Raw genomic sequence first — 26,045 nt, 5'->3', positions numbered from 1 at the left:
ATCTACCGCGAGGAAACCCCTAACGAAATCCGTGCGCGCATGCAGGTTGACCAGAAGGAATGGACTGACAACAGCTATCACTCGGCAGTATTGCGCAGCCCGGAGAACCATCGCTGGGTCACGGCGATGGATGTTGCGATTGGTCAGGCCAGGTGTCTGGGTGACCCGGTGATGCGGGAAGTGTTGGTGGCGATTGCGGATTGGAAGATGGACAAAAAGCGCTTCTTTGATGAAGTCATGAAGATGGATGGTTGGTCGCGACTGAGTGTAAAGGCTCAAGCATTGGTTGAGGCCAGCTATTTGTACTACGACGAGGGTGAGTTCCCCTCGATAGACCTAGTGTCGTTGACGCCGCCAAATTTGATTTTGCCCTTTTCGGAAAAAGGAGGGGCTATATGAGGGATCGCCAGCAGGACAAATCACAGCAGCCGCGCCTGAAGGGTTATCTCTGGACGGCCGGGATAATGATAGCCATTTGGCTCGGTTTTTTACTGTTCATCATCTACACAATACCGGCTGAAAATAGGGAATTCAGGGACATGGGAGCCGTTATGCGTTGGGGAGTCGCGAGTATTTTTGGTGCGTTGGCATTAATTTACAGCCTGCATTGGATCGGTAAGGCAGAGGCCTACCAAGACGCAGAACTCGCAGCCTACAAATCAAAAGTCATGGCCGAAAGAACCGAGCAAGTCGCTGCCCAAGAGCGCACTTATGCATTGGAAATACGGGGGGTGGGGCTCGCGGTACAAGGGTGGCATCAATCATCGGTGTGGCAAAAAATCGAGAAGAAAGCAGACAACTTTACTTCGATTTTTTCGAAGAACCACAATGATTACAAGGCCTCTTTAACATCCAGAACAAACACCAACCGCCTTGCTGTGCGAGCGGCCTTCACCCATTCAGCCAGCGACTCGGTAGCCTATTGGCCAATCCCGGTATTTGCGATAGCCCCGCCCAAGCAACCTGAAGATACGGGTGCTGCTGCTAATATTTTGGACGGGCGTAATGCCGCCACCTTGGGTGTCACATTGTTCCTCTGGCAGGACGCCGACAACACCACCCATGCCCAAAGCATGATCGAGCGCTTGTTCAAGTTCTTTGATGAGAACCCCAAGGTACCGCAGGCATTGATCGTGAGTGAGGACGGCGATGTCACTCGAAACGGCTACCGCGTGGCCGGTACTCCAGGATTGCAAAGTGTACAGGTTGTGCCAGCGGTGTACACAAGCGTAACCGGTCTGCTGGTCACCCGTTCGGATCGGGTAGACCGTTACATCCGCCCCTTCGCCCCCCATGATTCGGAGGATAACCAGAACACAAACACCGACATGGGCAAGTTGTGGGCGTTTTATTGGGAGCATTCGCCGCTGTTTAGAAACGTATATAAAGAAGCCAAACGTGCCGAGGGGATCAAGAATCCCTACGGCCCCGGCACGATGTCCTCCACCTACTGGCAATCTCAGCTCCCCACCCTCTGGCAAACCCTGAGCAACCGAGGCCCAGGCTACTTCGAACCCTCTGCATGGCTACCGGTGCGCTGGGCCGAGCATCAAGTCAAAGAGTTCGATAAAGCTCCGGTCCTGGGCTACCTGCACCGCCCGATCAAAGTCTCGATGCAGGACGACAACGGCAAACCGCTCAAACCCGCGTTGCAGGCCAAGGCCCTGCAAGCAGGCTGGCTACAGGCGCTGCAAACCCTGCCCAAAGGTGAAAAACCGGCACGGGTGTTTTACGACAGCACCGACAACACGCCAGGCGAAATCGCCCTGACCATTGCGTTGCACGGCCTCAATGTCGATGGAGCCGGCCTCGAGCTGGGCAATGTCGATGAGGGTTACGACATCGGTCGGCGCCTGGGCAACACCGGCGTCAGCAGCGCCCTGGTCGAAATCAACCTCGCCACGATTGCCAGCTATCAGGAAGGGGGTGTCAGCGCGGTGGTGTACACCGGCGAGGACGGCAGCGTCACCGTGCAAATGGTCCGTCCGCCAGACGAAGCCCGCAAAACGAAAAACCAGCAAACCCACGGCGCCGACCCGTTCAGGTTTCGCATGCCGGGAAATAAACCATGAGCCATCCCATTTGCCTGGGCGATGCCACCAGCAGTGGCGGCACCGTCGTCTCCTGCCAGCTCGAAGGCACACACACCCTCAATGGAAAAACACCGGCGGTGCTGGGCGACAAGGCTACCTGCCCGTTGCATCAGGGCGAGTTTGCCTTCGTCGAAGGGCATCCGCGCCGGCGTATGAACGGCATTCCCGTCGTATTGCAGGGCCATCTCCTGGCCTGCGGTTGTCATGCTGTGGCGGGCACAGCTCGGAATGTGCAGGTGGTCTAGACGAAATACCGGGCTATCTCTTTGTTGCGGGGCAGCTCCCCGCGTCAAATCCCGGCTTCATCAATCGGTTTTTTTTGCGGACCGATGATCTATTCTGTGCCTCCCCGATTTCACCCCGGAGACACCTGTGCCCGCCCTCACCGCCCGCGAGGTTTACCAGCCGTTGCGCGATGCCGCCCAAGGCATTTGCACCTTCCAGCGAGTCGACGACGCTGGCGAGTCTGGCGATGTACGGGTCGAGATCGACGGCTGGCAATTGACACTGGAGGTCGACGCCGGCCACTTGCGCCACTGCCTGCACGGCCAAAGCCCCGATGGCCGTGAATATGTGTTCGACATCGGGCAGCGCTTCGGCACCGACCCGGTGAGTCTGCTCAGCACCTGGGAGCTGGCGCAGATTGAACGGCTGCTAACCTGAATCCTTCGCAACCTGTCGTGCCCTGGCCGCACTTGTGATACACAAGCCGGAGTGTTTTTACGTCCAAGGAGGTTCTGCCCATGCACCGTTCCCCATGCTTGCCGCACTGGCTGGCCTGCGCCCTGCTCGGCTTGTTCGCTGGCGGCGCCCAGGCCGGCACGACGCCCCCGGCGCCCGATGCCTTGCAACCCTTGCTGGCAACGATGAATGAGCGGTTGAACATCAGCGAGCTGGTGGCGCTGACCAAGTGGGACAGCGGTAAACCGGTCCAGGACAACGCCCGGGAAGCGCAAGTCATCGCCAACGCCAGGAAGCAGGCAGCCCAGCACCAGCTTGACCCCGACGATGTCGCCGACCTGATCGGCGCCCAGATCGAAGCCAGCAAACTGGTGCAATACGGCCGAATCGCACAATGGCAAGCGGCGCACAAGGCGCCGGACACGCCACGGCCGGACCTCGTTAACGACATCCGGCCCAAGCTCGACACTCTGCAAAACCAGCTGCTCACGCAGTACTCCGCGTTCCTGCCCTACCGCAATGACCCGAACTGCCCGCAATGGCTGGCCACCGAACGCTCCGCGCTGATCAAGGATTACCTGCATGGCCAGGCGATGATTCGTGCGACCGGGGAGTTGTGCGTTGTGGGGCGATAACCTCTAATGAGCCACACTGAAACCCTCGCCAAAATCCTGCTCGGCCCGTTGTTGCTGGCGCAGGGTCTGTACACGCGGCGCGTGACGCCGAAGTTGCCGGAGGCCGAAGGTGAACGCCACGGCGAATCCGGCAGCGGCGAGGTTCTACGCTTGTTGATTGTCGGCGACAGCGCCGCTGCGGGTGTGGGCGCATTGACTCAGGATGAAGCCCTCTGCGGTCGACTGGTCGCGCGCCTGGCCGATGATTACCAGGTTTCGTGGAAACTCTGGGCGCGCTCGGGTCTGGATTCCCAAGGGTTGCTGGAGCTGCTCGAGCAGCACGACCCCGAGCCGTTCGATGTGGCGCTGTTGTCGATCGGCGTCAACGATGTCACCAGCTCACTCACCCTGGATCAGTGGCTCGCTCGGCAACGGCGCTTGATGGCGCTGCTGTGTGACAAGTTCGCGGTGAGGCAGATCGTGGTGTCGCCGCTTCCGCCGATGCATCTGTTCCCCGCGCTGCCGCAGCCCTTGCGCTGGTTCCTGGGTTTCAGGGCGCGGCGTTTCAATGCACATTTGGCGGATCTGGCCGCATGCCTGGATCAATGTACGATGCTGACTACCCCGCTGGCGCCCGAGCCGGGCCTGATGGCCAGCGATGGTTTTCATCCGGGGCCGATGCTCTACCGCCAGTGGGCCGACGATGCCGCCAGGGTCATCGACCAACGTTTTCGCACCACCACAATAAAAAACAGGAGTTGAAGATGTCCGAGCTGAACCTGAACCACAACGTCGCAGCGTCCCTGAAGCAGTGGCACGCGATGATCGGCAGCCGCGACTTGAGCGCCTTGCCCGAACTGCTCGATCCGCAGGCGGTGTTCCGTTCGCCGATGGCGCACACGCCGTATCCGGGGGCGCCGGTGGTGTCGATGATCCTCAACACGGTCATGAACGTGTTCGAGGACTTTGCCTATCACCGCGAGCTGGCGACGGCGGATGGTTTGAACGTGATTCTCGAATTCAGCGCCAGGGTCGGCGGGAAAGAGCTGAAGGGCATCGACATGATCCGCTTCAACGAACAGGGCAGGATTGTCGAGTTTGAAGTGATGGTGCGACCGCTCAGTGGCTTGCAGGCGTTGGGTGAGGAAATGGGGCGGCGCCTCGGGGCTTATCTGAAGGCCAGTAAGGCCTGATTCGATTCACCTGATTCACCAAAAATCCCTGTGGGAGCGAGCCTGCTCGCGATGGCGGTGGGTCAGTGAACAACATATTGACTGACACTCCGCCATCGCGAGCAGGCTCGCTCCTACAGGTCCGGTGTTCCAACTCAGATCATGTGTAACCGTTAAACCATCGGCTGATGACGGGTCACGCAGTGAATCCCTCCACCACCGGCAGAGATCGCGTCGATGTCGAGCTGCACCACTTCGCGGTCCGGGTAGAGTTCGGACAGCAGGTCGAAGGCTTTGGCATCCGCTTTCCTGTCACCGAATTGCGGGGCGATGATTGCGCCGTTGATCACGAAGTAGTTGATGTAGCCGGCGGCGAAGTCCTGATTGTCTTTGCTGAACCGGCTTTGGCGCTGCTGACCCGCCGTGACAGCGAAAACATCGCGATGGTGCGAGCTTTCACCGAGTGGCTGGTGGACAACCTGGCGGCCGAGCAGCAGACCACGGCGTGATCATTGCGCCGGGAAGGTTTGCAGGTAGGCCAGCAGATCTTCGATTTTTTCTGGATCACTGAGGCCCCAGAAAATCATGCGGGTGCCGGGCACGACTTTCTTCGGTGCTTCGAGGTAAGCGATCAGGGTTTCGCGGTTCCAGACCAGGTTGGCGGATTTCATCGCATCGGAATACACGTAGTCCGTGGTCACGGCAGATTGGCGACCGATCACGCCATTGAGTTGCGGGCCGAAGAAGGCGCGAGCCGATTCGCCGATCTGGTGGCAGCCGCTGCAGAGGCGCTTGTACACTTTCTCCCCGGCCTGGACATCGCCGGCCGCAAAGGCAGGCGCGCTGAACAGGCCTGCGGTGAACGCCAGGCTGAGGGTCAGGGTGGCGATTTTCTTCATGTTGCGTTTCCAGACTGCGAGTACTCGCTATTGGAACATGACAGCCGAGGATATCCAAAACGGTCAGGTGGGCACCGTCCCCTGCTCGCGAATTCGGTGTGTCAGTCGACATTGATTTTGAATGTCAGTCCGCATTCGCGAGCAGGCTCGCTCCCACAGGGGTTCTGTGTACTGGCTTACTTTTTGGATTGGGTTCGGGATGTATTGAGCTCTATGGCCGCCTGAATCAACGCCGCCAGCGCCACTTCATCGATCAGCTCACCCTCGCGGATATCGATGGCACGCCGGGTATTGCCTTCAAGGCTTGCATTGAACAGCTTCGACGGATCGTCCAGTGAAGCACCCTTGGCGAAGGTCAGTTTCACCACTTGCTTGTAGGTCTCACCGGTGCAAATGATGCCGGCATGGGCCCACACCGGCACACCCCGCCACTTCCACTCTTCAATCACTTCGGGGTCGGCCTGGCGGATGATCTTGCGGACGTGGGCCAGGGTTTCGCCGCGCCAGTCGGCCAGTTCCCGGATTCGCTCGTCGATCAGCGCCGAGGCTTCGTTTGTTTCAACCTTGTCCGTTTTCATCACCGTCTGCACCCTCATCATGATGGTTGTGACCGATGAGGGTAGACGGTGTTCGAAGATTTTTTTGAGCGCTGCTGACTGATGGCACCCCAAGGCTCAACATTGCTTACCTGTCATCGTATCGTCATGAAGCTGACGCCATACTCAGGCCATCCAATGCGTGCTTTATCTTTCTGCTGCCAGTCCCGGCAGCTTTTTTTTTGCCTGAAACTGCGCTTACAAACACTCCTGCGCCGCACGTTCGAACGTCGATGGCACAAACGCCGAGGCCAGCAGCTTGCGCTCGTACAGGAACACCTTGCCGCCGCTCGAGGCTTTATAGGTTTCCAGCACATTGTCCGCCGCCACTTTGCTCGGGACGACGATCCGGTAGCTGCGCTGGGTCTGCGACACCGTTGGGTAGAGCGCATCGTGCTGCAACTTCGGCACCACGCAATGGGTGTACTCCTCGGGTGACTTGCTGGTCTGCAAGGTCAGCGTCGGATCGTTCGGCGTGGCACAACCGGCCAGCAGCAGTGAGACGAAGGCCAGGGTCGGGGCAAAAACAGTGCGCATGAATCAGGTCCTGAAAAGAAATCAACGGTGGATCGGCTTGCCCGCCGCTCAATGGGCGTCGGGCTGATTAATTTGTTGCTGCGGTCAATCCGGCGGTTACCAGCGCCTTCAACGACGCATCGAACTGTTTCAGCGCGGTCAGTTGCAGGTCGCGTTGCTGTTCGATTTGCGCGGCGATCTCGGACGCGGCCTTGTCATGCACCCACACCGACGGCAGTTGTTTTTCCACCGCGCCTTCGGCCTTGCCGATGTACTGCAGGTTGGCGTCGTAGAACCGTGCGGCGAAACGCGCCTCGACCCGGTCGTTGCGCTGGGTCAGCAACTGGTTATGAGTATCGAGCATCACCACCACATCGGGATGGGCCTGCACCAGGGCATCGAGGTTGTCGTAGACGGTCACCGATAGAAAGGTGTGGTGCAGCGAACCCATCAGCCATTCGATGGCCAGGTCCGGATCGGAGCTGTCGACGAACGCCTGGCGAATCCGCGCATCCAGTGCGTTCTTCGCACCGTTGACGGCCACCGAGTGGTATTGCTCAAGGTATTGCAGGTTTTCCACGGTGTTCTCGCTGTACAACACCCCGACCGTCTGCCCGTATTGCAGCCCACCCTGGCTAGCGGTGATGGGCGACAGATGGCAGGTGCGTGCGTCTTCGGCAAAGGCCGATGCGGTGGATGCAACACTGCCCAGCAACAGGGCAATCACAGCCAGTCGGGTCAAGATCTTCATCGCGCAGGTTCCTTGAGCAGCGTGTTCAATGCAGGCAATTTTCCGCCTTTGCGCAAAAAACAGAACTTGCGATTCTTGATGGTGACTATTGACTGAACCAATAGTGCAGCGGCGCCAGCGCATGCCTCTGGCGCAAACTTACCGGTCAATGTCGAATAAGCGGCTGTGCCGGGCGCCCACGGTTGATTACAGTGGCGACTGCACTCAAAACCTGATCAAGGAACGAAACAATGGTGACCTGCTACCTGAAATACGTGCTCGATCCCTACCAGCTCGACGCATTCGAGCACTACGGCAAGTTGTGGATTCCCCTGGTGGAAAAATTCGGCGGCCAGCACCACGGCTACTTTTTGCCCTCGGAGGGCGCCAACAATATCGCCCTGGCACTGTTCACCTTCCCCAGCCTGGCCACGTACGAGCATTACCGGCAGCAATCGATGAACGATCCTGAGTGCATCGCCGCGTTCAAGTACGCCGAAGACAGGAAATTCATCCTCAGCTACGAGCGTTCATTCATGCGGCCGGTGTTTGGCGAACAGGATCGCTGAGTCAGTCTTTTTTCAGATCCAGGCAGTAGGTGTAGTAACCGGGGTCGCGCACCCAGCCCAGGGATTCATACAGGTGCTGGGCGGTGAGGTTGTCGGTGGCGGTTTCCAGGGTCATGCCTTTGCCGCCGGCCAGCTTCGCAAAATCCCGGGCGGTGTTCATCAGCAGTGTGCCGACGCCTTTGCCCCGGGCGGCGGGCGTGGTGAACAGATCACCGAGCAGCCAGGTGCGATGGGCGTCGATCGAGGAAAAGGTCGGGAACAACTGAACGAAACCGAGGTTTTCACCAACGGTGTCCTGGGCAAGAAATATCACTGATTCATCCCGGGCGATGCGCTCGGCGATGAATGCGCGCGATTGCGAAAGGTTTGACGGCTGCTGGTAGAACATCCGGTAGGCGTCAAACAAAGGGGCGATCTGGTCGATGTGCGAGGCGTCGGCGCGCAGGGCCTGAATAGCCATGAGGGTGCTCCATTGCGGTCTCAAGGAATTACAGACTAGCAATGGCAGCTGAACAGCGACGTAAAATTTTATGGGGCACCGCTGCCCCCCTGTAGGAGTGAGCCTGCTCGCGATAGCGGTCTGTCAGTCAATATCGCTATTGAATCTGATGGCCTCATCGCGAGCAGGCTCGCTCCTACATTGGATTGCGGGTTGCGGTCAGACCCGCACGTTACGACCTGGCAGCGAAGTACGCTGGCTGCTTTCCCAGCCCTCGACCAACCCCACCGGCACGTCCGCTGACGGCAGCATCTTCACCCCACGCACCAGATCGGAGGCCCGCTCGGCAAGCATGATGGTCGGCGCATTGAGGTTGCCGTTCGGCTCGGTCGGGAACACCGACGAATCGATCACCCGCAGACCGGCGATGCCACGCACGCGCAATTCGGAGTCGACCACCGCCATGTCGTCCTCGCCCATGCGGCACGAACCACACGGATGGTAGGTGCTTTCCAGGTTGTCGCGCACGAAGGCGTCGAGGTCTTCATCGCTGGTCACCTGGGCGCCCGGGGCGATTTCGCCGTCGCGGAAGCGGTCCATGGCTTTCTGGCCGATGATCTCGCGGGTCAGGCGAATGCAGCGGCGGAAGCCTTCGCGGTCCTCTTCCCGCTCCAGATAGTTGAAGCGGATTTCCGGATGCTCGTACGGGTCGGCCGAGCGCACGCGCACATAACCACGGCTTTTCGGTTTGTTCGGCCCGGTCAGCACCATGAAGCCATGGCCCTTGATCGGCTTGTTGCCGTCGTATCGCATCGCCGCCGGCAGAAAGTGGAACTGAATGTCCGGCCAGCGCAGGCCCTTCTCGGAGCGGATGAAACCACCGGCTTCGAAGTGGTTGGTGGCGCCCAGGCCATCCTTGAACAGCAGCCAGCGCAGACCGATCATCAGTTTGCTCAGCGGGTCCATCTTGCTGTTGAGGGTCACTGGCTCCTTGCAGCCGAACTGGATGTACACCTCGGCGTGATCCTGCAGGTTCTCCCCTACTCCCGGCAGGTCATGACGTACGCCGATCCCGGCCTTGCGCAGGACGTCCGCCGGACCGATGCCCGAGCGTTGCAGCAGGTGCGGCGAGCCGATTGGCCCCGACGAGATCAGTACTTCGCGGTTGCAGTACACCTGGTGGGTCTGGCCACCGTGGTCATACATGACCCCCACCGCACGCTTGCCTTCGAGAATGATCTGGCGGGTCATTGCATGGGTGACCACCGTCAGGTTCGGACGGCCCATGGCCGGGCGCAGGTAGGCGTTGGCCGTGGAACAACGCACGCCGTTTTTCACGGTCATGTGCATGGCACCGAAACCTTCCTGCATGTAGCCGTTGCAGTCTTCGGTCTTGATGTAGCCCGCTTCGGCACCGGCTTCGACCCAGGCACCGTACAGCGGGTTTTTCATGTGGTTGCCGTTGGTGGTGTGCAGCGGCCCGGTCTGCCCGCGATAGCTGTCGCCGCCCGACTCGTAGCTCTCGGCGCGCTTGAAGTACGGCAGGCAGTTGCGATAGCCCCAGCCTTCGGCACCCAGGGATTCCCACTCGTCAAAGTCCAGCGCGTGGCCACGGATGTACACCAGGCCGTTGATCGACGACGAGCCGCCCAGCACCTTGCCCCGTGGGCAGTGGATGCGTCGGCCGTTGAGGTGGGTCTCCGGCTCGGTCTCGTAGCGCCAGTTGTACTTCTTGGTGTTCATCGGGATCGAGAATGCGCTCGGCATCTGGATCACTACGCTCTTGTCACTGCCGCCGAATTCCAGGACCAGCACCGAGGTGGCCGGGTCTTCGCTCAGGCGGTTGGCCAACACACAACCCGCCGAGCCTGCGCCAATGATGATGTAGTCGTATTTTTGCGTAACCATGGTCATCTCCCGACCGTCGATTCAGTGAAAACCGGCAGTGGCTGCTGTTTGTGGGTCAGCGTGTCGCCGGTGGTGTATTGCGGGGAGTTTTTCTCGATCTGCTGGATCACCGCTTCTTCGCGTTTCAGATCGATCGAGCGGCTCAGCCAGTAGTACGCCACGCCCGACACGATCAGCCCGACCAGCCAGGCGATGTCGATGCTGCCCAGCGCCTTGGCGAGCGGGCCGACATACACCTCGCGTTGTTCAACGCCGTCGAAGATGTAGAAGAACGGGATCATCGAGATAAAGCCGATGGCATAGGCGGCGATGCCGCGCAGTCCCCAGCTGCCGTAGATGTTGCCGTGGGGCATGAAGAAGTGCGGGATGGCGTAGCGGCCCTTGCGCACGAAGAAGTAGTCGGTGAGGTTGACCGAGGTCCAGGGCACCAGGAAGTACAGCATCACCACCAGGTAGATCCCCAGCACCGACAGGCCTTTGCCGGAACTCTGAATGCTCAGGGCCACGCCCAGTTGCAGCAGGATCACGAAGCCGATGGCCAGGATGCGTGCCTTGCGCGTGGGTTCGATGTGCTTGATCGAGTCGACGCAGGTCAGCGTGGTCAGCTTGGCGCTGTAGATGTTCATCGCGATCACCGGCAGGAACGCCAGGATGGTGACCACTACCACCGCAGTGCCCACCAGCGGCGACACGGTGTTGCCGACTTGCCCCAGGGCCACCAGCACGTCAGTGGAGTGCAGGTGATCGGCCAGCCAGCCACCCACGGATATCATCCATGCACCGGACAACGAAGCCCCGAGGAACACCACGGCGATCAGTTTGCCGCTGGAGGTATTTTTCGGCAGGTAGCGCGAGTAGTCCGACACGTACGGCGCATAGGCGATGTTGTAGCTGGCGGCCGCCGCGAACTGCGCGATGAAACCGGTCCAGTTGAAACCCAGCGGCTCGCGGGCCACTTCGCCTTCCGCGAGTGCCGGCAGCACTGCATCCGGCACCCAGCCCATCACCACCGCCAGGGTCACCAGGCCATACAGCGGCAACGACAGGTACAGCGCCCATTTGAAGCTGCGGTGCATCCAGTCATGGCCGAGAATCGCCAGCACTGCCGCCGGTATGGTCACCGCCACCGCGATCACCGCCGGGTTGAACCCGAACAACGTGTGCAGCCCCTGCATCATCAGCACCAGGTTGACGATGTTGAAGCCGGCGAACACGAACAGCGTCGCCAGCAGCACCAGGATCACCCCGCGATAACCGAACTGCGCACGGGACTGGATCATCTGCGGCAAGCCAAGGTGCGGGCCTTGCGAGCCATGAAACGCCATGAACAGTGTGCCGAACATGATGCCCAGCGTGCCGGCGAGCGTAGTCCAGAGCGCGGTCAGGCCGACGCTTGGGCCGACGAAGCCGATGGTCATGGTGAAGAAGGTGAAATTGCCGAGGAACCAGAACGGGCCCTGGCTCGACAGCTTGTCGGTGCGCTCGTTCTCGGGGATGAAATCAATCGAATGCCCCTCGACGACGGATTTTTCGTCGAGGCTGGACACGCTCGTGGCGGACTTGGCGTTAGTGTTCATGATGGACTCTTATTGTTGGAAGATCATGACGAGATAACCGCGTTCTTTCGGGTGAACGACTCCCCTGTGGCAAGGGCCACAGGTCCAGTGTTACCCGTGCCTACCTGGCGTTGTTGCAGATGCCTTATTGGAACGAATCAAAACGCAAAACCTGTAGGAGCGAGCCTGCTCGCGATAGCGGTGTGTCAGACACATCACTTTCAGCTGAAAAACCGCTATCGCGAGCAGGCTCGCTCCTACAAGGGAAAGCGTCAGCTTGGCAAGGTGATCCACACCGCCTTGGTTTCGAGCAGGTAATCGAGCTGCTCGGCGCCCAGGTCCTTGCCGAATCCGGACTGTTTGTAACCACCGAACGGCATCGACGGGTCGAGGGTGCCGTGGGCGTTGACGTAGACCGAGCCTGCTTTCAAGCGTGGAATCAGGCTGTGCACCTTGCCCAGGTCGTTGGAATACAGTGCCGCCGCCAGGCCGTAAGGCGAGTCGTTGGCCAGGGCCAGCGCTTCTTCCTCGTCATCGAACGGTGCGGTGACCAGCACCGGGCCGAAGATCTCTTCCTGGACAATGCGCATGTCGTTGCGGCAATGGGCGAAGATGGTCGGCTCGACGAAGAAGCCAGGGCCATCGATCGGTTGGCCGCCGTAGACCAGTTCGGCGCCTTCGGCCTTGCCGGTTTCGATGTACTCGGTCACGCGCTGCTTTTGCAGGGCCGAAACCAGCGGGCCGATGAAGCAGTCAGGATCCAGGCCCGGAGCCATTTTCAGGGTGCGCGTGTAGGCGATCAGCTCACGCAGGAATTCGTCGTAGACACTGCTATGAATATAGGCCCGTGTACCGGCATCGCATACCTGCCCGGAATTGAAAAACACGCCATTGGCGACCGCTTGGGCGGCGGCCGGGATGTCGGCGTCGGCGCAGACGATGACCGGTGATTTGCCACCGAGTTCGAGGGTCAGGCGCTTCATGTCATCCAGCGCGGCGCGGCCGACAGTCTGGCCGACCGGGGTCGAGCCGGTGAAGGTCAGTTTGTCGATGCCGGGGTGGGTGGCCATGGCCGCACCGACCACGCTGCCGCGTCCGGTGACGATGTTGATCACACCATCCGGAATGCCCGCTTCCTGCACCAGTTCAGCGAAACGCAGGGCCGACAGCGAGGTCAATTCGGCGGGCTTGACCACCACGGTGCAACCGGTCGCCAGCGCCGCGCCGAGCTTCCAGGCCATGGTTTGCAGCGGGAAGTTCCACGGCACGATGGCGCCGACAACGCCTACCGCTTCCTTGCGGGTATAGGCCAGGTAGTTGCCCGGCAGCGAAGGTTCGACGGTACGGCCGTGCAGCTTGGTGGCCCAGCCGGCGAAGTAACGCAGGGTATCCACGGTGCCCTGGATGTCCACGTCCTTGGCGAAGGCCACGGACTTGCCCATGTCGATGGATTCGATTTCCGCCAGCTCCGCGGCGTTCTGCTCGATCAGGTCGGCCAGGCGCTGCATCATGCGCTCGCGTTCCGCCGGTTTGGCCTGGCGCCAGGCGCCGCCGTCGAACTGGGCGCGGGCGGCTTGCACGGCGCGGTCCAGGTCATCGGTGGTGCCCATGGGAATGCGGGTGATCAGGCCTTCGGTCGAAGGTTCGATCACATCGGAGGTCTGGCCATCGCTGGCTTCGACCCAGGCGCCGCCGATGAACATTTTCTGGACCTTGCCGAGGAAGGTCTGGGTGGCTTCGCTGACGCCGAATTTTTGCAGGTAACTTTTGACGATCGTGTCCATTTTTATTCTCTCTGCCCGGCAGTCAGAGCCTGCCGGGTCACTGGTTTCGATGATCAGGCTGATGCGGCTTCGCTCTCGGCGGCTGCCCGCACCTTGCCGCGTTCGTGGAAGATGAAACCGATGCTGTTGAGCAACAGTTGCGCGGCCAGGATCGAGGTCATGCCGGTCGGGTCGTAGACCGGTGCCACTTCCACCAGGTCCATGCCGACGATGTTGCCTTTGCTGCGCTTGGCCAGGGCCTGGATGATTTCCAGCACTTCGTAGTAGAGGAAGCCGCCGTGGCTCGGGGTGCCGGTGCCGGGGGCGATGGACGGGTCGAAACCGTCGATGTCGATGGTGATGTAGTAGTTGATGTTCTGCGGGATCAGCGCCAGCACCCCCTCGACGCCAAGGCGACGCACGTCGCGTACCGAGAGGATTTTCGAACCGGCTTCATGGGCCGCTTCGTAGTCGTCGCGGTTGGATGACGACACGTTGCGGATGCCCATTTGGGTCATACCGACAATGTGGTTCATTTCGGATGCGCGGCGCAGCGGGTTGCCGTGGCCGTAGCGAACACCGTGGCGTTCGTCGACGAAATCCAGGTGCGCATCGAAGTGAATGATGTGGATCGGGCCGCGGCCTTCGAAGGCCTTGATCACTGGCGCGTGAACCGAGTGGTCGCCGCCGAGCACCACCGGCATCACGCCAGCGTCGAGAATCTTGCGCACGGCGTATTCGGTGTTCTTATTGCTGGTGACCATGTCGGTGTGGACGATGTCGGCATCACCGACGTCGACCATGCGCACGTCCGATGCGGTGAGGTACATCACGTCATCTTCGTGGTCGTAGGCGCCGGCGTGGCCGAAGGAAAACAGCGTCGATGCTTCGCGAATCCCGCGTGGTCCGAAGCGTGCGCCGGAGCGCCACTGGGTGCCCATGTCGTTGGGCACGCCGAGCACCGCGACGTCGGCATCCAGTGCATCCCAATCGGTGCACACCGGGGATTTGCCAAAGGTGCAATGACCCACGAATGGCAGGTTCAGGCGACCGGATTCATAACCGTTGTTCGACATTTCTAGCCTCTCCACTTCTTGTTATCGGCTTGACGGACTGCAAGGCGACCGCCGTTGGAAAGACTATGGGCGCAGGTTTTCGTGGAAAAAATGCTAAACATCAGATACTCATATCGGTATTCCCGATGCATCCCCATGCCGGAGGTCCAAGATGATCCAGCTGCACGATGTCGACCTGAAACTGCTCAGGGTGTTTGCCACGATTGTCCGCTGCGGCGGCTTCTCGGCCGCGCAGGCGGCGTTGAATGCCGGGCAGTCGACCATCAGCGAACAGATGACCCATCTGGAAACCCGTCTCGGGGTCAAGCTCTGCCAGCGCGGGCGCAGCGGCTTCCGCCTGACCGAACAGGGCGTGGCGATTCATGAAGCCACCCAACGCCTGTTGTCGGCGGTGGAAAACTTCTGCATGGACGCCGACGTGCTCAAACAGCACATCAGCGGCAAGCTCAACCTGGGGATCATCGACACCACGATTACCGACCCGGATTCGCCGATCCCGCGCACCACCCAGCGCTTCGTTTCCCGGGGGCATGACGTGCACCTGAACGTTTACGTCGGCACCCCGGCGGAACTCGAAGAGCGGGTGCTCGACGGTCGCCTGCACCTGGCCATCGGGCACTTCCCGATCCATGTGCCGGGATTGTTGCAGTCGCCGCTGTATCAGGAAGCACTGGGGCTGTATTGCGGGCGGCGTCATCCCTTGTACGGCAGCCACGCCGAAGGTGAGGAACTGCTCGAAGAAGTCGCTGCGGGGCGGATCGTCGTGCGCGGCTACATGCAGCAATACGACCTCGAACACCTGGGCGTGAGCAAGGCCGCCGCTACCGTGGACAACATCGAAGCCACGGCGATCCTGATCATTTCCGGTGCCTACCTGGGCTTTCTGCCCGAGCACTTCGCCGCCCAGTGGGTCAAGAGCGGCGAGATGCACCAACTGGCCCCCGCGAGCCTGCGCCTGAAATCGCCGTTCGACGTGATCACCCGACGCGGCACGGCACCGCCACCGATCCTCCAGGCGTTCCTCGAGGACCTGGCCGCCAGCGCCCGTAAAACCGGCCAGCCGTAATGTGACGCTCGCCAAATTCAAATTTTGCCGGGCATACTGATTTTAGTTCGCCCACCTTGCAGGCCCGTCATGCGCATCCACGTCACCTTCATCGACCGCGTCGGCATCACCCAGGAAGTGCTGGCCCTGCTCGGTGGTCGCAGTTTCAATCTGGACGCCGTGGAGATGGTGCCGCCCAACGTCTACATCGATGCGCCGACCCTCGGCACCGAGGTGCTGGAAGAGTTGCGCGAGGCACTTTTTGGCGTGCGCGGCGTGCAAGCGGTGACCATGGTCGACATCCTTCCGGGGCAACGCCGGCGCCTGCAACTGGACGCACTGCTGGCCGCCAGTTCCGACCCGGTGCTGGCGGTGGATGATCGCGGCCATGTGCTGCTGGCTAACCCGGCGCTGATCGCCCTGTGCGGGCGCGAACCGGCCGGTGAATCGCTGACCGCGCTGTTCGACGATGCCGATTTGCAACGCACCCTGATCGCTCAGCATTTCCGCCTGCCGATGCACGAGGTCAGCCTCGGTGGCCAGACCTTGCTGCTCGATGCGATGCCGATCACCGACGCCGGCGCCCTGCTCACCCTGTACCAACCGAATCGCATCGGCGAACGCCTGTCGGCGCTGCACCATGATCATGCCGAAGGCTTCGATGCGCTGCTCGGTGAATCGCCGCCGATCCGTGCGCTCAAGGCCCGTGCGCAACGGGTGGCGGCCCTCGATGCGCCGTTGCTGATCCAGGGTGAAACCGGCACCGGCAAGGAGCTGGTGGCCCGCGCCTGTCATGCCATCAGCCCACGGCACGATGCGCCGTTCCTGGCCCTGAACTGCGCGGCACTGCCGGAGAGCCTCGCCGAAAGCGAGTTGTTCGGCTACGCCCCCGGCGCCTTCACCGGCGCGCAACGGGGCGGCAAGCTCGGCCTGCTGGAACTGGCCGATCAGGGCACGGTGTTCCTCGATGAAGTGGGGGAAATGTCACCCTACCTGCAAGCCAAGTTGCTGCGTTTTTTGAGCGATGGGTGCTTCCGCCGGGTCGGTGGCGACAAAGAGGTCCGGGTCAATGTGCGGGTGCTCAGCGCCACCCACCGCGACCTGGAAAAAATGGTCGCCGAAGGGCGTTTTCGCGAAGACCTGTTCTACCGCCTGAACGTGCTCAACCTGCAAGTGCCACCGCTGCGCGAACGCGGTCACGACATCCTGCTGATGGCCAATCACTTCATGCAACAGGCCTGCGCGCAGATCCAGCGACCGCCGTGTCGTTTGGCACCGAGCACCTTCAGCGCCCTGCTCGGCAACCGCTGGCCGGGCAACGTGCGGCAACTGCAAAACGTGATCTTTCGCGCGGCGGCGATTTGCGAAAACCCGCTGGTGGACATCGACGACCTCGACATCGCCCGCACGGCGGTGGAGCGGCAGAACGACGGCGAAGTCGGCAGCCTGGAAGAGGCGGTTGGCGACTTTGAGAAGAACCTGCTGGAACAGCTGTATCGCAGCTATCCGTCCAGCCGGTTGCTGGCGGCGCGGTTGCAGACTTCCCATAGCGCCATTGCGATTCGCTTGCGCAAGTACGGGATTCCCGGCAAGCCCTGAACTCCCTGCCGCCACCCAATCCCACTGACAACACTGCCCCCCCCTGTAGGAGCGAGCCTGCTCGCGATAGCGGCCTCACAGTCAACATAGATTTCGACTGACACGCCCTCATCGCGAGCAGGCTCACTCCTACAGGGGATCAGTGTTGTAGTTGAACTCTTCGTCTGCAAATCGATACAGCGTAGCGAAATCAAGACAAAACCTTTCCCACCTGCATTTACGGCGTCTGCGCCCACAGCCCTGCTTGTCCGTACTGATTTCAATACGGATGAAATCTCTCGCACTTCACAAAATCACGACAAGCCATTGATTTAAAACAACTAATCAACATTGGCACCGACCTTGCTTTCACTCCTGCAACCCGCTCGTCGCCCCGCCTCGAGCCTTAAAACAATAAGGAGTTGATATGAGCCAGTTGCGTTTTACCGTCGATCACGAATGGTTGCGCCTTGAGAGCAATGGCCTGGTCACCGTCGGCATCACGGCGTTTGCCCAGCAGGCGCTGGGGGATGTGGTGTTCGTTCAAGTGCCTGAACTGGGCGCCTTCGATGCAGGCACGGAAGTATCGGTGCTGGAGTCGGTGAAGGCCGCCAGCAGTATCGGCATGCCGCTGGACGGTGAAGTGGTCGAGATCAACGCGACACTGGAGAGCACCCCGGAACTGGTCAACGAAGACCCCTTGGGCGAAGGCTGGTTCTTTCGCTTCAAACCGGTCGATGTCCAGGCGTTGAGCGATCTACTGGATCAAGACGCCTATGAACGCCTGACCGCAGAACACGCCGACGCTTGAAGCCCCCTGGGCATTTCCCGAATCCGAAAAAGGACCACACCATGTTCAGCAAGCACGACCAGATCAACGGCTATGACGACGAACTGCTGGCGGCGATGAACGCCGAAGATGCGCGGCAGGAACACCATATCGAACTGATCGCCTCGGAAAACTACACCAGCCAGCGGGTGATGGAGGCACAAGGCAGCGGCCTGACCAACAAGTACGCCGAAGGGTATCCGGGCAAGCGTTACTACGGCGGTTGCGAGCACGTCGACGTGGTCGAGCAACTGGCCATCGATCGCGCCAAACAGCTGTTTGGCGCCGATTACGCCAACGTCCAGCCACACTCCGGCAGCCAGGCCAACGCCGCGGTTTATCTGGCCCTGCTGCAAGCCGGCGACACCGTGCTGGGCATGAGCCTGGCCCACGGCGGTCACCTGACCCACGGCGCCAAGGTGAGCTTTTCCGGCAAGCTCTACAACGCCGTGCAGTACGGCATCGACACCACCACGGGCCTGATCGACTACGACGAAGTCGAGCGCCTGGCGGTCGAGCACAAGCCGAAGATGATCATCGCCGGGTTCTCGGCCTATTCGAAGACCCTGGACTTCCCGCGTTTCCGCCAGATCGCGGACAAGGTCGGCGCGTACTTCTTCGTCGACATGGCCCACGTTGCCGGGCTGGTGGCCACGGGTCTGTACCCCAATCCCCTGCCCTACGCCGACGTGGTCACCACCACGACCCACAAGACCCTGCGCGGCCCTCGCGGTGGTCTGATTCTGGCCAAGTCCAATGCGGAGCTTGAGAAGAAGCTCAATGCCGCGGTATTCCCCGGTGGTCAGGGCGGCCCGCTGATGCACGTGATCGCCGCCAAGGCCGTGTGCTTCAAGGAAGCGTTGGAGCCAGGCTTCAAGACCTATCAGACGCAAGTGATCCGCAACGCACAGGTCATGGCGCAGGTGTTTATCGAGCGCGGTTATGACGTGGTGTCCGGCGGCACGGATAACCACTTGTTTCTGGTCAGCTTGATCCGCCAGGGCCTCACCGGCAAAGACGCCGACGCCGCCCTCGGCCGTGCCGGCATCACCGTGAACAAGAACGCCGTGCCCAACGATCCGCAATCGCCCTTCGTGACTTCCGGTTTGCGCATTGGTACGCCGGCGATTACCAGTCGCGGCTTCAAGGAAGCGCAAAGCATCGCGTTGGCGGGCTGGATCTGCGACATCCTCGATCACCTGGGCGATGCCGATATCGAGGCCAATGTCGCACGGCAGGCTGCTGCCTTGTGTGCCGACTTCCCGGTCTACCGCGACTGAGCAATCCACACAAATCCCCTGTAGGAGCGAGCCTGCTCGCGATAGCGTCGTATCAGTCAACATGAATAGAGCCTGATCCACCGCTATCGCGAGCAGGCTCACTCCTACAGGTTCTGCTCCCTGCTGCACAAGGAAAACATCATGAATGCCATTGTCGAATCGACCGGCAAGAGCCCGGCGAAAGTAGAAATCGGCACCAAACTGCGCGGCGCGCAAAAGGTCGCGCGGATTCCGGTGAAGATCATTCCCACGGATGAATTTGCGCGCAAACCCGACTGGATTCGCGTGCGCATCCCGGTTTCGCCGGAGGTCGACCGCATCAAGGCCCTGCTGCGCAAGCACAAGCTGCACAGCGTCTGCGAAGAGGCGTCCTGCCCGAACCTGGGCGAGTGTTTTTCCGGCGGAACGGCGACCTTCATGATCATGGGTGACATCTGCACCCGTCGCTGCCCGTTCTGCGACGTCGGCCATGGCCGGCCCAAGCCGCTGGACGCCAACGAGCCGATGAACCTGGCCGTGGCCATCGCCGAGCTGCGCCTGAAATACGTGGTGATCACCTCGGTGGACCGCGACGATTTGCGCGACGGTGGTGCCCAACACTTCGTCGATTGCCTGCGGGAAATCCGCAAGCTGTCCCCCGGCATCCAACTGGAAACCCTGGTGCCGGATTATCGCGGACGCATGGACGTGGCCCTGGCGATCACCGCCCATGAGCCGCCGGATGTGTTCAACCACAACCTGGAAACCGTACCGCGCCTGTACAAGGCCGCGCGGCCGGGTTCGGACTTCGAGTGGTCGCTGGACCTGCTGCAGAAATTCAAGCAAGCGGTGCCCCATGTGCCGACCAAATCCGGCCTGATGCTGGGCCTGGGCGAAACCGACGAGGAAGTCATTGAGGTCATGCAGCGCATGCGCGAGCACGACATCGACATGCTGACCCTCGGCCAATACCTGCAACCTTCGCGCAGCCACTTGCCAGTGCAGCGCTTCGTGCACCCGGACACTTTTGCCTGGTTCGCCGAGGAAGGCACGCGCATGGGCTTCAAGAACGTGGCATCCGGGCCGCTGGTGCGTTCGTCCTATCACGCCGATCAACAACTTCATGGAGGTACGGACGGTTTCAAGCCATGATGGAATGACTGGTCATGCATGGAGCCGTTTCCGATGTCGCGTTCACCCTGTCTGTTGTTGCTGTGCCTGAGCCTTGCCACGCCGTGCCTGGCCGACGCGTCGAAACCCGGGTACATGGTGTATGTGCGCAGCGTCGACCCGGGCATCGAGCAGGACATCCGCTACGCCAGCGCGCACAACTTCACCGGGCATCCGCTCGACGGATACCAGGCGGCGGAGTGTCTGCTGTCGCAGGACGCTGCAAAGGCATTGGCCCGAGTGCAAAGTTCACTGAAAGCCGAGGGTTACGGCTTGAAGGTATTCGACTGCTATCGCCCGACCCGCGCAGTGGCGGACATGGGACGCTTCGCCACCGAACCCGGCGACCCGCTCAAGACCGAGTTCTATCCACGGGTCGACAAGCAGGACTTCTGGCGCCTGGGTTATGTGGCCCGGGTGTCCAATCACTCCCGGGGCAACACCGTCGACCTGACGATGACCGGCCCCGACGCCCTGCCCGCCGACACCTGGACACCTTCGGCCATGCAGGTGGATTGCACCGCCCCTTACGGCCAGCGCTGGCACGACGGCGCACTCGACATGGGCACCGGTTTCGATTGCTTCGATGAGCGGGCGCATACCGACTCGGCGCTGATCAACGCCACGGCCAAAGCCAATCGCCAGCGCCTGACCAGTGCCATGGCCAAGGAAGGCTTCGTGGGTTATTCGGCCGAGTGGTGGCACTTCACGTACAGCGGGAATCCGCAGAAGCCGGACGTCATGGACTTCCCCATCACGCCGCTTGCACCATGAACATTCTGCTCAAGGCCCTGTCGGTGGCGTTTATTCCGCTGACCGCAATGGCCCAGGGACTCGACGGCAGCGACCAACTGATCGTGGTCACCAGTAAAAACTGGGATGACATCCAGGGCACTGCCCAGCGCTATGAACGGCACGGGCAGACCTTTGAAAAATTCGAAGCGCCCTTTGCAGTCGTTCTCGGCAAGAACGGCATGGGCTGGGGCAAGGGGCTGCTCGATATCGGGCAACCTGAAGGACCGGTCAAACAGGAAGGCGATGGCAAGGTGCCGGCCGGCATGTTCAAGCTGGGCACGGCGTTTGGCTACGCGCCTTCGGCCGAAACCCGACTTCCGTATCTACCGTTGACGCCGACCATCGAATGCGTGGATGACAGCCAGTCCACGCGTTACAACGAACTGGTCGACGCAGCGGTCGTGAAAAAGGACTGGAGCAGCTCCGAACGGATGCGCCGCTCGGATGAGCTGTACCGACAAGGCATCGTCATCCAGCACAACACCCCGGCCACGCCCGCAGCCGGCTCGTGCATCTTCTTCCACATCTGGCGCGGCCCCACGGCACCGACCCGAGGCTGTACAGCCATGGACCCGGCGAATATCGCACGGCTGTTCGATTGGCTCGACCCGGGCAAATCCCCGGTGCTGGTGCAACTGCCGCAAGCGCAGTACGAGCGGTTGCGCCAGCGATGGAAGCTTCCCGAGCGCCAGTAAACGCTGAACTTGTGGCGAGCATTAACCCCGCTCAACCACCACCGCACTCATCGACGGTTTGGCCAGCGCGTAATAGATCACACCCGGCACCAGCAGCCCGACGATCCAGGAAATATCCACGCCGCCCAGTTGCGCAACCATCGGCCCGGAGTAGAAATGAGTGTCGACAAAGGGCAACTGGATCAACACGCCGATCACATAGACGCTGATCCCCAGCACGTTCCAGCGACCGTAGCGCCCGTTCGGGTCGGACAGCGCCGGAACGTCGTAACGTTCTTTGTTGATGAAGTAGTAGTCCACCAGGTTGATCGCGCTCCACGGGGTGAAGAACGTCAGCAAAAACAGGATGAAGTACTTGAACGAGTTGAGGAACGAGTACTGCCCCAGCAATGCCAGCGTGGTGGATGCCGCGACGATCAGCAGCACAAACAGCATGCGCTGGCGGGCGGTGATTTCCAGGCGCCGACGAAAGCCACTGATGATGGTGGCGATGCACATGAAACTGCCGTAGGCGTTGAGGGTGGACACCGTGACCTTGCCGAACACAATGCTCAGGTACAGCAAGGACGCGATCACACCGCTACTGCCCAGGCCGACAATGGTCGCCACTTCGTGCCCACGGAAACTGGCCCCGGCCAGTGCGGCGGCGAACACCCCCAGCACCATCGAAGTCTGAGCCCCCAGCACTGTGCCGAGGCCCACGGCGGTGAAGGTTTTCCAGGACGAAGTCTTGCTCGGCAGGTAGCGCGAGTAGTCCGCCACGTAGGGGCCGAAGGCGATCTGCCAGGATGCCGAGAGCGACACCGCCAGCAGGAAGGTGCTCCAGGCAAAATGACGATTGTCGAGCAGCAGGCCGATGTCGTTGAGGGTCATCAACCGGGTGAACAGGTAGGCGAAGGCGATGATGCCCAGCACGCTGGCCACCCGCCCGACCAGGTGAATCACCCGATAGCCGAAGATCGTCAGGAACGCGATGCACGCCGCGAAGATCAGGATGCCGGCACTGTCGCTGACACTGATCAACTGCGCGATCGCCTGCCCTGACAGCACCGCGCCGGTGGCGCTGAAACCCAGATACATCAGGCACACCAGGACAATCGGGATCGCCGCGCCATACACCCCGAACTGCACGCGACTGGAGATCATCTGCGGCAGCCCGAGCTTCGGCCCTTGTGCCGCGTGCAGCGCCACCACGGCACCACCGAGCACTTGCCCGATCAGCAAGCCGATCAGCGACCAGAACACATCGCCGCCCAGCACCACGGCCAGGGCGCCGGTGACGATGGCGGTGATTTGCAGGTTGGCGCCGAGCCACAGGGTGAACTGGCTGTAGAGACTGCCGTGTCGCTCAGCCTCGGGAATGAAATCGATCGAGCGGGTCTCGATCAGGGGACTGCGTTGCGCACTCATGAGGGTGTTTCCTTTGTGGAACTGTTTTTGTTGTCAGGGACGGAATTTAAAAGGTCTTGGTGGCGCTGGCTACAACTGTCGCCGAACAGAGGTCGTCATAGCCGTACCAACTGCTGCACTCGCTTTTCGACAAGTCGGTATCGACATAGCTCAACCCCCAGGTCACGCCGACGAAGTCGCGGGTCAGCTTGGCTTCCCACTCGTAGTAAGACTCACGGCTATCGCCATTGGCGGACCAGAACGCGGGATCATTCACATCGTTGCGCCCAAAGCGCAGGTCCAGGCCGACTTCGGCCGGCAAATCGATTTTGTAGCCCACGTAGGTGTAAAGGGTGTCCTGGTCCTCGCCGAAAAAGTTCGGCGTGTCCTTGGAGTAAAAAGCACCCAGCTTCAGGCCGTACAGGTCGAGGACGGCGTACGCCTCACTGAGGTTGAATTCGGAGTTTTTCGGGTAGTCGTACTTGATGTAGCCCAGGTCCAGGCTGATGGCGTCCGTCGCCTGCCAGTAGTAACCGGCGTAGTACTCACGCTCCTGCCGGGTGTCGAAGCCGCCGCCGAAATCCACGTTGGAGGTCCAGGCGCCGATGTACAGGCCGCTGCTGTGCAGCAGCGTTGCGCCGCCCTGCACCGCCGGATCACCCAGGGTCTGCGAGATGCCGCGGGTGCGGTAGTCGCTGACGACGCCCAGGGTCATCTCCAGGCTGAAATCATCGTTGAGGACCAGGGCCTGGCTGGTCAGGGGGGCCAGTGCCAGTGCGGCGAGGGTCAATGCTGAAAGTGCGTTCATACAGTTCTCTTGTTGTTATGGCGTACGGGGAATTTCAGGCATGGCGATGCCAGGCCCCTCGCGCTACGAGGGGCTGGCTGGTTTTGCGTGAGCTGGGTGTACGCAGGTCAGGACGCGGGGGCGTAGACCTGCTTGCCGGCGAAGAAGGTGTTCAGGACTTTGGTTTCGAACAGGTCGTCATCGCTGACCTTGAACACATCGCGGTCGAGGATGATCAGGTCGGCCTGCTTGCCCGGTGCCAGCGAACCGATCTGCTGATCAAGGCGCAGGGTTTTCGCCGCGTTGATGGTGTAGGCGTAGAACATGGTCTGACGGTCGATGCTTTCCTTGGCATTGAGTACGCCCAACGGACCTTTGCGCGTGCTGGCCTGGGCAATGGCGTTGAACGGGTTGGCGCTCGACACCGGCCAGTCGCTGCCACCGGCAATCGTCGCGCCGGCGTTATGCAGGGACCGCGCGGGATACTGGTAACCGTAGGCAAAAGCGCTGATGTAAGGTTTGACCAGTTCGACGGTGTAGGACTCGCCGGTGGCCCACAGCAGTTGCATCGAAGCGATCACGCCCAGTTCTTTGAAGCGGGGAAACTCCTTGGGATTGACCAGTTGCAGGTGCGCGATGCTGTGGGGCACGGGTGTCGGGCTGAGCTTGCGCGCATAGGCCACGCCATTAAGCGCCTCGCGCACCGCGCGGTCGCCGACGGCGTGCATGTGCACGATCCAGCCGCGTTTTTCCGCCGCCACCACCAGTTCGCCAAAGTGCGCCGGGTCGGTCAGCAGTTGACCGTCCTTGTGGCTGTTCTTGTACGGCACGACGACTGCCGCCGTTTGTCCCGGGAACTCGAGAATGCCGTCGACAAATATCTTCACGCCGGGGAACGTCAGGTTAGGCACACCCTCGAATTGCTTCATCACCGTGGCAATCACCTCCAGGTCGGCGGGTTTGCTCTTCGGGTTGGTGACCATCAACGCGGCGACGTGGGCACTGAGTTCGCCGTTCTGCGCCAGCTCCTTGTACAGCGGCAGCACGCCGACACTTTCGGCGGTGGCATGGAAATCGAACAGCGAATCTTCGCTGCCGCCGTTCGCCGCCGCGTCCATCCAGGCGGTGACGCCGAATTGATTGTTGATTTTCACCGCCTCGCGAGCGGCCTTGAGCATGGCCTCCGGGCTCGGCGCCGGAATACCGTTGCGCACCACGTCCCAGCGGGATTCGGCGAAGTAGCCGTTAGGGGTGAAGTCCGCTTCATGGCCGACGAAACTGCGCTCTTTCTCCGGCAGGCCCTTGACCAGTGCCGCGTCGATGTTCAGACGTTTGAGCATCGCGTTGTTGGCCCAACCGGTGTGGCCGTCGATGCCACTGAAGACAATCGGTTGATCGGCCCAGCGCCCCTGGTTGAACACTTTTCCGAGCTCACGGCTCTTCTCCCAGTAGGCCGAACTGACCCCGGCCACGCTGATCACATCGCCGGAGCGGGCACGCCCGGCCTTGTCCTCTTCGATCAACCATTGCTCCAGTTCCGGCAAGGGTTTGACCTCGTCCAGCAGGTTGGCCTTCATGCTGTCGAAAGCGCCCGAGACCGGGTGGCTGTGGGTGTCGATCATGCCCGGCATCAACACTTTGCCCGCCAGGTCGATGCGCTGGGTCTTGGCATCGGCCAAGGCATTGATTTCGGCATCGCTGCCCACTTTCAGAATCTTGCCGTCTTGCACCGCTACAGCCTGCACCAGCGCCTGGCCGGGTTCGGCGGTAAAGACCTTGCCGTTGAACAACACCAGGTCAGCGGCGGCCATGGCCTGCACCGACGACAAGGCCAGCGCGGCGGCCAACAGGTTTGGAATCAATCGCATCGGAACGCTCTCTGGTTT

Annotated in this window: 27 protein-coding genes and 1 pseudogene; 15 read left to right on the top strand and 13 right to left on the bottom strand. The window is 61.0% G+C overall.

Going from position 1 to position 26,045, the window contains the following annotated elements; translation table 11 throughout:
• The 7 genes from ACM6J5_RS07685 to ACM6J5_RS07655 form a co-directional block, all read left to right on the top strand.
• On the top strand, positions 1 to 399 hold a 399-nt coding region (locus ACM6J5_RS07685), incomplete at its 5' end, for a DUF3274 domain-containing protein (protein ID WP_414928112.1).
• Entirely contained in the window at positions 396 to 2,072 is a 1,677-nt protein-coding gene (locus tag ACM6J5_RS07680) for a DUF2875 family protein (RefSeq protein WP_414928111.1), read from the top strand. The genes ACM6J5_RS07685 and ACM6J5_RS07680, both read left to right, overlap by 4 nt.
• On the top strand, positions 2,069 to 2,338 hold the full coding sequence (locus ACM6J5_RS07675; RefSeq protein WP_414928110.1) for a PAAR domain-containing protein: 270 nt from the start codon (positions 2,069 to 2,071) through the stop codon (positions 2,336 to 2,338). Before ACM6J5_RS07680 ends, ACM6J5_RS07675 begins: the two co-directional genes overlap by 4 nt.
• Positions 2,339 to 2,465: 127 nt before the next feature.
• Positions 2,466 to 2,756 carry a hypothetical protein gene (locus tag ACM6J5_RS07670; protein WP_414928109.1) on the top strand — a complete coding sequence of 97 codons (291 nt, stop codon included), beginning with the start codon at positions 2,466 to 2,468 and terminating at the stop codon, positions 2,754 to 2,756.
• A gap of 80 nt (positions 2,757 to 2,836) precedes the next feature.
• Positions 2,837 to 3,409, top strand: a complete 573-nt coding sequence (locus ACM6J5_RS07665; RefSeq protein ID WP_414928108.1) for a chorismate mutase — start codon at positions 2,837 to 2,839, stop codon at positions 3,407 to 3,409.
• 6 nt (positions 3,410 to 3,415) lie between these two features.
• Positions 3,416 to 4,150 (top strand): SGNH/GDSL hydrolase family protein, encoded by a 735-nt coding sequence (locus tag ACM6J5_RS07660; protein ID WP_414928107.1) that lies wholly within the window; start codon positions 3,416 to 3,418, stop codon positions 4,148 to 4,150.
• 2 nt (positions 4,151 to 4,152) lie between these two features.
• Positions 4,153 to 4,581, top strand: coding sequence for a nuclear transport factor 2 family protein (locus tag ACM6J5_RS07655; protein ID WP_414928106.1), 429 nt, complete (start codon positions 4,153 to 4,155; stop codon positions 4,579 to 4,581).
• A gap of 152 nt (positions 4,582 to 4,733) precedes the next feature.
• On the opposite strand, the pseudogene ACM6J5_RS07650 reads toward ACM6J5_RS07655, so the two are convergent.
• From ACM6J5_RS07650 to ACM6J5_RS07630, 5 genes and pseudogenes are all read right to left on the bottom strand, one after another.
• Positions 4,734 to 4,970 (bottom strand): annotated as a pseudogene (locus tag ACM6J5_RS07650) (agmatine deiminase family protein); the annotation flags it as partial.
• A gap of 99 nt (positions 4,971 to 5,069) precedes the next feature.
• Positions 5,070 to 5,459, bottom strand: a complete 390-nt coding sequence (locus tag ACM6J5_RS07645; RefSeq protein ID WP_150671669.1) for a c-type cytochrome — start codon at positions 5,457 to 5,459, stop codon at positions 5,070 to 5,072.
• Between the two features lie 176 nt (positions 5,460 to 5,635).
• Positions 5,636 to 6,037, bottom strand: a complete 402-nt coding sequence (locus ACM6J5_RS07640) for a DUF1801 domain-containing protein (RefSeq protein ID WP_095943768.1) — start codon at positions 6,035 to 6,037, stop codon at positions 5,636 to 5,638.
• Between the two features lie 216 nt (positions 6,038 to 6,253).
• The gene (locus ACM6J5_RS07635; RefSeq protein WP_095943767.1) at positions 6,254 to 6,592 is read right to left on the bottom strand and encodes a hypothetical protein; all 339 of its coding nucleotides are present in this window, start codon (positions 6,590 to 6,592) and stop codon (positions 6,254 to 6,256) included.
• A 67-nt stretch (positions 6,593 to 6,659) separates the two neighbouring features.
• Complete coding sequence (locus tag ACM6J5_RS07630; RefSeq protein ID WP_095943766.1) at positions 6,660 to 7,322, bottom strand: ATPase; 663 nt, start codon at positions 7,320 to 7,322, stop codon at positions 6,660 to 6,662.
• A 230-nt stretch (positions 7,323 to 7,552) separates the two neighbouring features.
• On the opposite strand from ACM6J5_RS07630, the gene ACM6J5_RS07625 reads away from it, so the two are divergent.
• Positions 7,553 to 7,870 carry an NIPSNAP family protein gene (locus tag ACM6J5_RS07625; RefSeq protein ID WP_150671671.1) on the top strand — a complete coding sequence of 106 codons (318 nt, stop codon included), beginning with the start codon at positions 7,553 to 7,555 and terminating at the stop codon, positions 7,868 to 7,870.
• Position 7,871: 1 nt separating this feature from the next.
• Here ACM6J5_RS07625 and ACM6J5_RS07620 read toward each other — a convergent pair whose 3' ends face one another.
• The 5 genes from ACM6J5_RS07620 to speB all read right to left on the bottom strand — a co-directional run bounded on the left by ACM6J5_RS07620 (position 7,872) and on the right by speB (position 14,612).
• Positions 7,872 to 8,330 carry a GNAT family N-acetyltransferase gene (locus tag ACM6J5_RS07620; RefSeq protein WP_414928105.1) on the bottom strand — a complete coding sequence of 153 codons (459 nt, stop codon included), beginning with the start codon at positions 8,328 to 8,330 and terminating at the stop codon, positions 7,872 to 7,874.
• A gap of 198 nt (positions 8,331 to 8,528) precedes the next feature.
• A complete protein-coding gene (betA, locus tag ACM6J5_RS07615; protein WP_095943763.1) occupies positions 8,529 to 10,217 on the bottom strand; it encodes a choline dehydrogenase in 1,689 nt (562 codons plus the stop codon).
• A 2-nt stretch (positions 10,218 to 10,219) separates the two neighbouring features.
• A complete protein-coding gene (locus tag ACM6J5_RS07610; RefSeq protein ID WP_095943762.1) occupies positions 10,220 to 11,794 on the bottom strand; it encodes a purine-cytosine permease family protein in 1,575 nt (524 codons plus the stop codon).
• Between the two features lie 251 nt (positions 11,795 to 12,045).
• On the bottom strand, positions 12,046 to 13,557 hold the full coding sequence (locus ACM6J5_RS07605; RefSeq protein ID WP_095943761.1) for an aldehyde dehydrogenase family protein: 1,512 nt from the start codon (positions 13,555 to 13,557) through the stop codon (positions 12,046 to 12,048).
• Positions 13,558 to 13,610: 53 nt separating this feature from the next.
• Complete coding sequence (speB, locus tag ACM6J5_RS07600) at positions 13,611 to 14,612, bottom strand: agmatinase (protein ID WP_095943760.1); 1,002 nt, start codon at positions 14,610 to 14,612, stop codon at positions 13,611 to 13,613.
• Positions 14,613 to 14,763: 151 nt separating this feature from the next.
• Here speB and ACM6J5_RS07595 point away from each other — a divergent pair, with 151 nt between their 5' ends.
• From ACM6J5_RS07595 to ACM6J5_RS07565, 7 genes are all read left to right on the top strand, one after another.
• Complete coding sequence (locus ACM6J5_RS07595; RefSeq protein WP_008049321.1) at positions 14,764 to 15,678, top strand: LysR family transcriptional regulator; 915 nt, start codon at positions 14,764 to 14,766, stop codon at positions 15,676 to 15,678.
• 69 nt (positions 15,679 to 15,747) lie between these two features.
• Positions 15,748 to 17,256 carry a sigma-54-dependent transcriptional regulator gene (locus tag ACM6J5_RS07590; protein ID WP_414928104.1) on the top strand — a complete coding sequence of 503 codons (1,509 nt, stop codon included), beginning with the start codon at positions 15,748 to 15,750 and terminating at the stop codon, positions 17,254 to 17,256.
• 406 nt (positions 17,257 to 17,662) lie between these two features.
• Positions 17,663 to 18,046, top strand: coding sequence for a glycine cleavage system protein GcvH (gene gcvH, locus ACM6J5_RS07585; protein ID WP_095943757.1), 384 nt, complete (start codon positions 17,663 to 17,665; stop codon positions 18,044 to 18,046).
• Between the two features lie 41 nt (positions 18,047 to 18,087).
• Positions 18,088 to 19,344: a serine hydroxymethyltransferase gene (gene glyA, locus ACM6J5_RS07580; RefSeq protein WP_095943756.1), complete on the top strand. Its 1,257-nt coding sequence runs from the start codon at positions 18,088 to 18,090 to the stop codon at positions 19,342 to 19,344.
• Positions 19,345 to 19,485: 141 nt separating this feature from the next.
• On the top strand, positions 19,486 to 20,475 hold the full coding sequence (lipA, locus tag ACM6J5_RS07575; protein ID WP_095943755.1) for a lipoyl synthase: 990 nt from the start codon (positions 19,486 to 19,488) through the stop codon (positions 20,473 to 20,475).
• A gap of 33 nt (positions 20,476 to 20,508) precedes the next feature.
• Positions 20,509 to 21,267 (top strand): M15 family metallopeptidase, encoded by a 759-nt coding sequence (locus ACM6J5_RS07570; protein ID WP_095943754.1) that lies wholly within the window; start codon positions 20,509 to 20,511, stop codon positions 21,265 to 21,267.
• Complete coding sequence (locus tag ACM6J5_RS07565; protein WP_414928103.1) at positions 21,264 to 21,983, top strand: L,D-transpeptidase family protein; 720 nt, start codon at positions 21,264 to 21,266, stop codon at positions 21,981 to 21,983. Before ACM6J5_RS07570 ends, ACM6J5_RS07565 begins: the two co-directional genes overlap by 4 nt.
• A 21-nt stretch (positions 21,984 to 22,004) precedes the next feature.
• Here ACM6J5_RS07565 and ACM6J5_RS07560 read toward each other — a convergent pair whose 3' ends face one another.
• From ACM6J5_RS07560 to ACM6J5_RS07550, 3 genes are all read right to left on the bottom strand, one after another.
• Positions 22,005 to 23,393: a purine-cytosine permease family protein gene (locus ACM6J5_RS07560; protein ID WP_095943752.1), complete on the bottom strand. Its 1,389-nt coding sequence runs from the start codon at positions 23,391 to 23,393 to the stop codon at positions 22,005 to 22,007.
• Positions 23,394 to 23,439: 46 nt separating this feature from the next.
• Positions 23,440 to 24,180, bottom strand: coding sequence for a TorF family putative porin (locus ACM6J5_RS07555; RefSeq protein ID WP_095943751.1), 741 nt, complete (start codon positions 24,178 to 24,180; stop codon positions 23,440 to 23,442).
• 107 nt (positions 24,181 to 24,287) lie between these two features.
• Complete coding sequence (locus tag ACM6J5_RS07550) at positions 24,288 to 26,027, bottom strand: amidohydrolase (protein ID WP_095943750.1); 1,740 nt, start codon at positions 26,025 to 26,027, stop codon at positions 24,288 to 24,290.
• Between the last annotated feature and the right edge of the window lie 18 nt (positions 26,028 to 26,045).

It is taken from the genome of Pseudomonas sp. IT-P74, from assembly GCF_949768175.1.
In the GTDB taxonomy this organism is placed as follows: domain Bacteria; phylum Pseudomonadota; class Gammaproteobacteria; order Pseudomonadales; family Pseudomonadaceae; genus Aquipseudomonas.
Note: the sequence above shows the minus strand (reverse complement) of the source record. Positions and strands in the feature narration are given on the sequence as shown.

Bases quoted from the DNA above. Each gene is read 5' to 3' on its own strand.
- ACM6J5_RS07680 (WP_414928111.1), top strand. From the start codon at position 396: ATGAGGGATCGCCAGCAGGACAAATCACAGCAGCCGCGCCTGAAGGGT.
- ACM6J5_RS07675 (WP_414928110.1), top strand. From the start codon at position 2,069: ATGAGCCATCCCATTTGCCTGGGCGATGCCACCAGCAGTGGCGGCACC.
- ACM6J5_RS07665 (WP_414928108.1), top strand. From the start codon at position 2,837: ATGCACCGTTCCCCATGCTTGCCGCACTGGCTGGCCTGCGCCCTGCTC.
- ACM6J5_RS07660 (WP_414928107.1), top strand. From the start codon at position 3,416: ATGAGCCACACTGAAACCCTCGCCAAAATCCTGCTCGGCCCGTTGTTG.
- ACM6J5_RS07655 (WP_414928106.1), top strand. From the start codon at position 4,153: ATGTCCGAGCTGAACCTGAACCACAACGTCGCAGCGTCCCTGAAGCAG.
- ACM6J5_RS07645 (WP_150671669.1), bottom strand. From the start codon at position 5,459: ATGAAGAAAATCGCCACCCTGACCCTCAGCCTGGCGTTCACCGCAGGC.
- ACM6J5_RS07640 (WP_095943768.1), bottom strand. From the start codon at position 6,037: ATGAAAACGGACAAGGTTGAAACAAACGAAGCCTCGGCGCTGATCGAC.
- ACM6J5_RS07635 (WP_095943767.1), bottom strand. From the start codon at position 6,592: ATGCGCACTGTTTTTGCCCCGACCCTGGCCTTCGTCTCACTGCTGCTG.
- ACM6J5_RS07630 (WP_095943766.1), bottom strand. From the start codon at position 7,322: ATGAAGATCTTGACCCGACTGGCTGTGATTGCCCTGTTGCTGGGCAGT.
- ACM6J5_RS07625 (WP_150671671.1), top strand. From the start codon at position 7,553: ATGGTGACCTGCTACCTGAAATACGTGCTCGATCCCTACCAGCTCGAC.
- ACM6J5_RS07620 (WP_414928105.1), bottom strand. From the start codon at position 8,330: ATGGCTATTCAGGCCCTGCGCGCCGACGCCTCGCACATCGACCAGATC.
- betA (WP_095943763.1), bottom strand. From the start codon at position 10,217: ATGGTTACGCAAAAATACGACTACATCATCATTGGCGCAGGCTCGGCG.
- ACM6J5_RS07610 (WP_095943762.1), bottom strand. From the start codon at position 11,794: ATGAACACTAACGCCAAGTCCGCCACGAGCGTGTCCAGCCTCGACGAA.
- ACM6J5_RS07605 (WP_095943761.1), bottom strand. From the start codon at position 13,557: ATGGACACGATCGTCAAAAGTTACCTGCAAAAATTCGGCGTCAGCGAA.
- speB (WP_095943760.1), bottom strand. From the start codon at position 14,612: ATGTCGAACAACGGTTATGAATCCGGTCGCCTGAACCTGCCATTCGTG.
- ACM6J5_RS07595 (WP_008049321.1), top strand. From the start codon at position 14,764: ATGATCCAGCTGCACGATGTCGACCTGAAACTGCTCAGGGTGTTTGCC.
- ACM6J5_RS07590 (WP_414928104.1), top strand. From the start codon at position 15,748: ATGCGCATCCACGTCACCTTCATCGACCGCGTCGGCATCACCCAGGAA.
- gcvH (WP_095943757.1), top strand. From the start codon at position 17,663: ATGAGCCAGTTGCGTTTTACCGTCGATCACGAATGGTTGCGCCTTGAG.
- glyA (WP_095943756.1), top strand. From the start codon at position 18,088: ATGTTCAGCAAGCACGACCAGATCAACGGCTATGACGACGAACTGCTG.
- lipA (WP_095943755.1), top strand. From the start codon at position 19,486: ATGAATGCCATTGTCGAATCGACCGGCAAGAGCCCGGCGAAAGTAGAA.
- ACM6J5_RS07570 (WP_095943754.1), top strand. From the start codon at position 20,509: ATGTCGCGTTCACCCTGTCTGTTGTTGCTGTGCCTGAGCCTTGCCACG.
- ACM6J5_RS07565 (WP_414928103.1), top strand. From the start codon at position 21,264: ATGAACATTCTGCTCAAGGCCCTGTCGGTGGCGTTTATTCCGCTGACC.
- ACM6J5_RS07560 (WP_095943752.1), bottom strand. From the start codon at position 23,393: ATGAGTGCGCAACGCAGTCCCCTGATCGAGACCCGCTCGATCGATTTC.
- ACM6J5_RS07555 (WP_095943751.1), bottom strand. From the start codon at position 24,180: ATGAACGCACTTTCAGCATTGACCCTCGCCGCACTGGCACTGGCCCCC.
- ACM6J5_RS07550 (WP_095943750.1), bottom strand. From the start codon at position 26,027: ATGCGATTGATTCCAAACCTGTTGGCCGCCGCGCTGGCCTTGTCGTCG.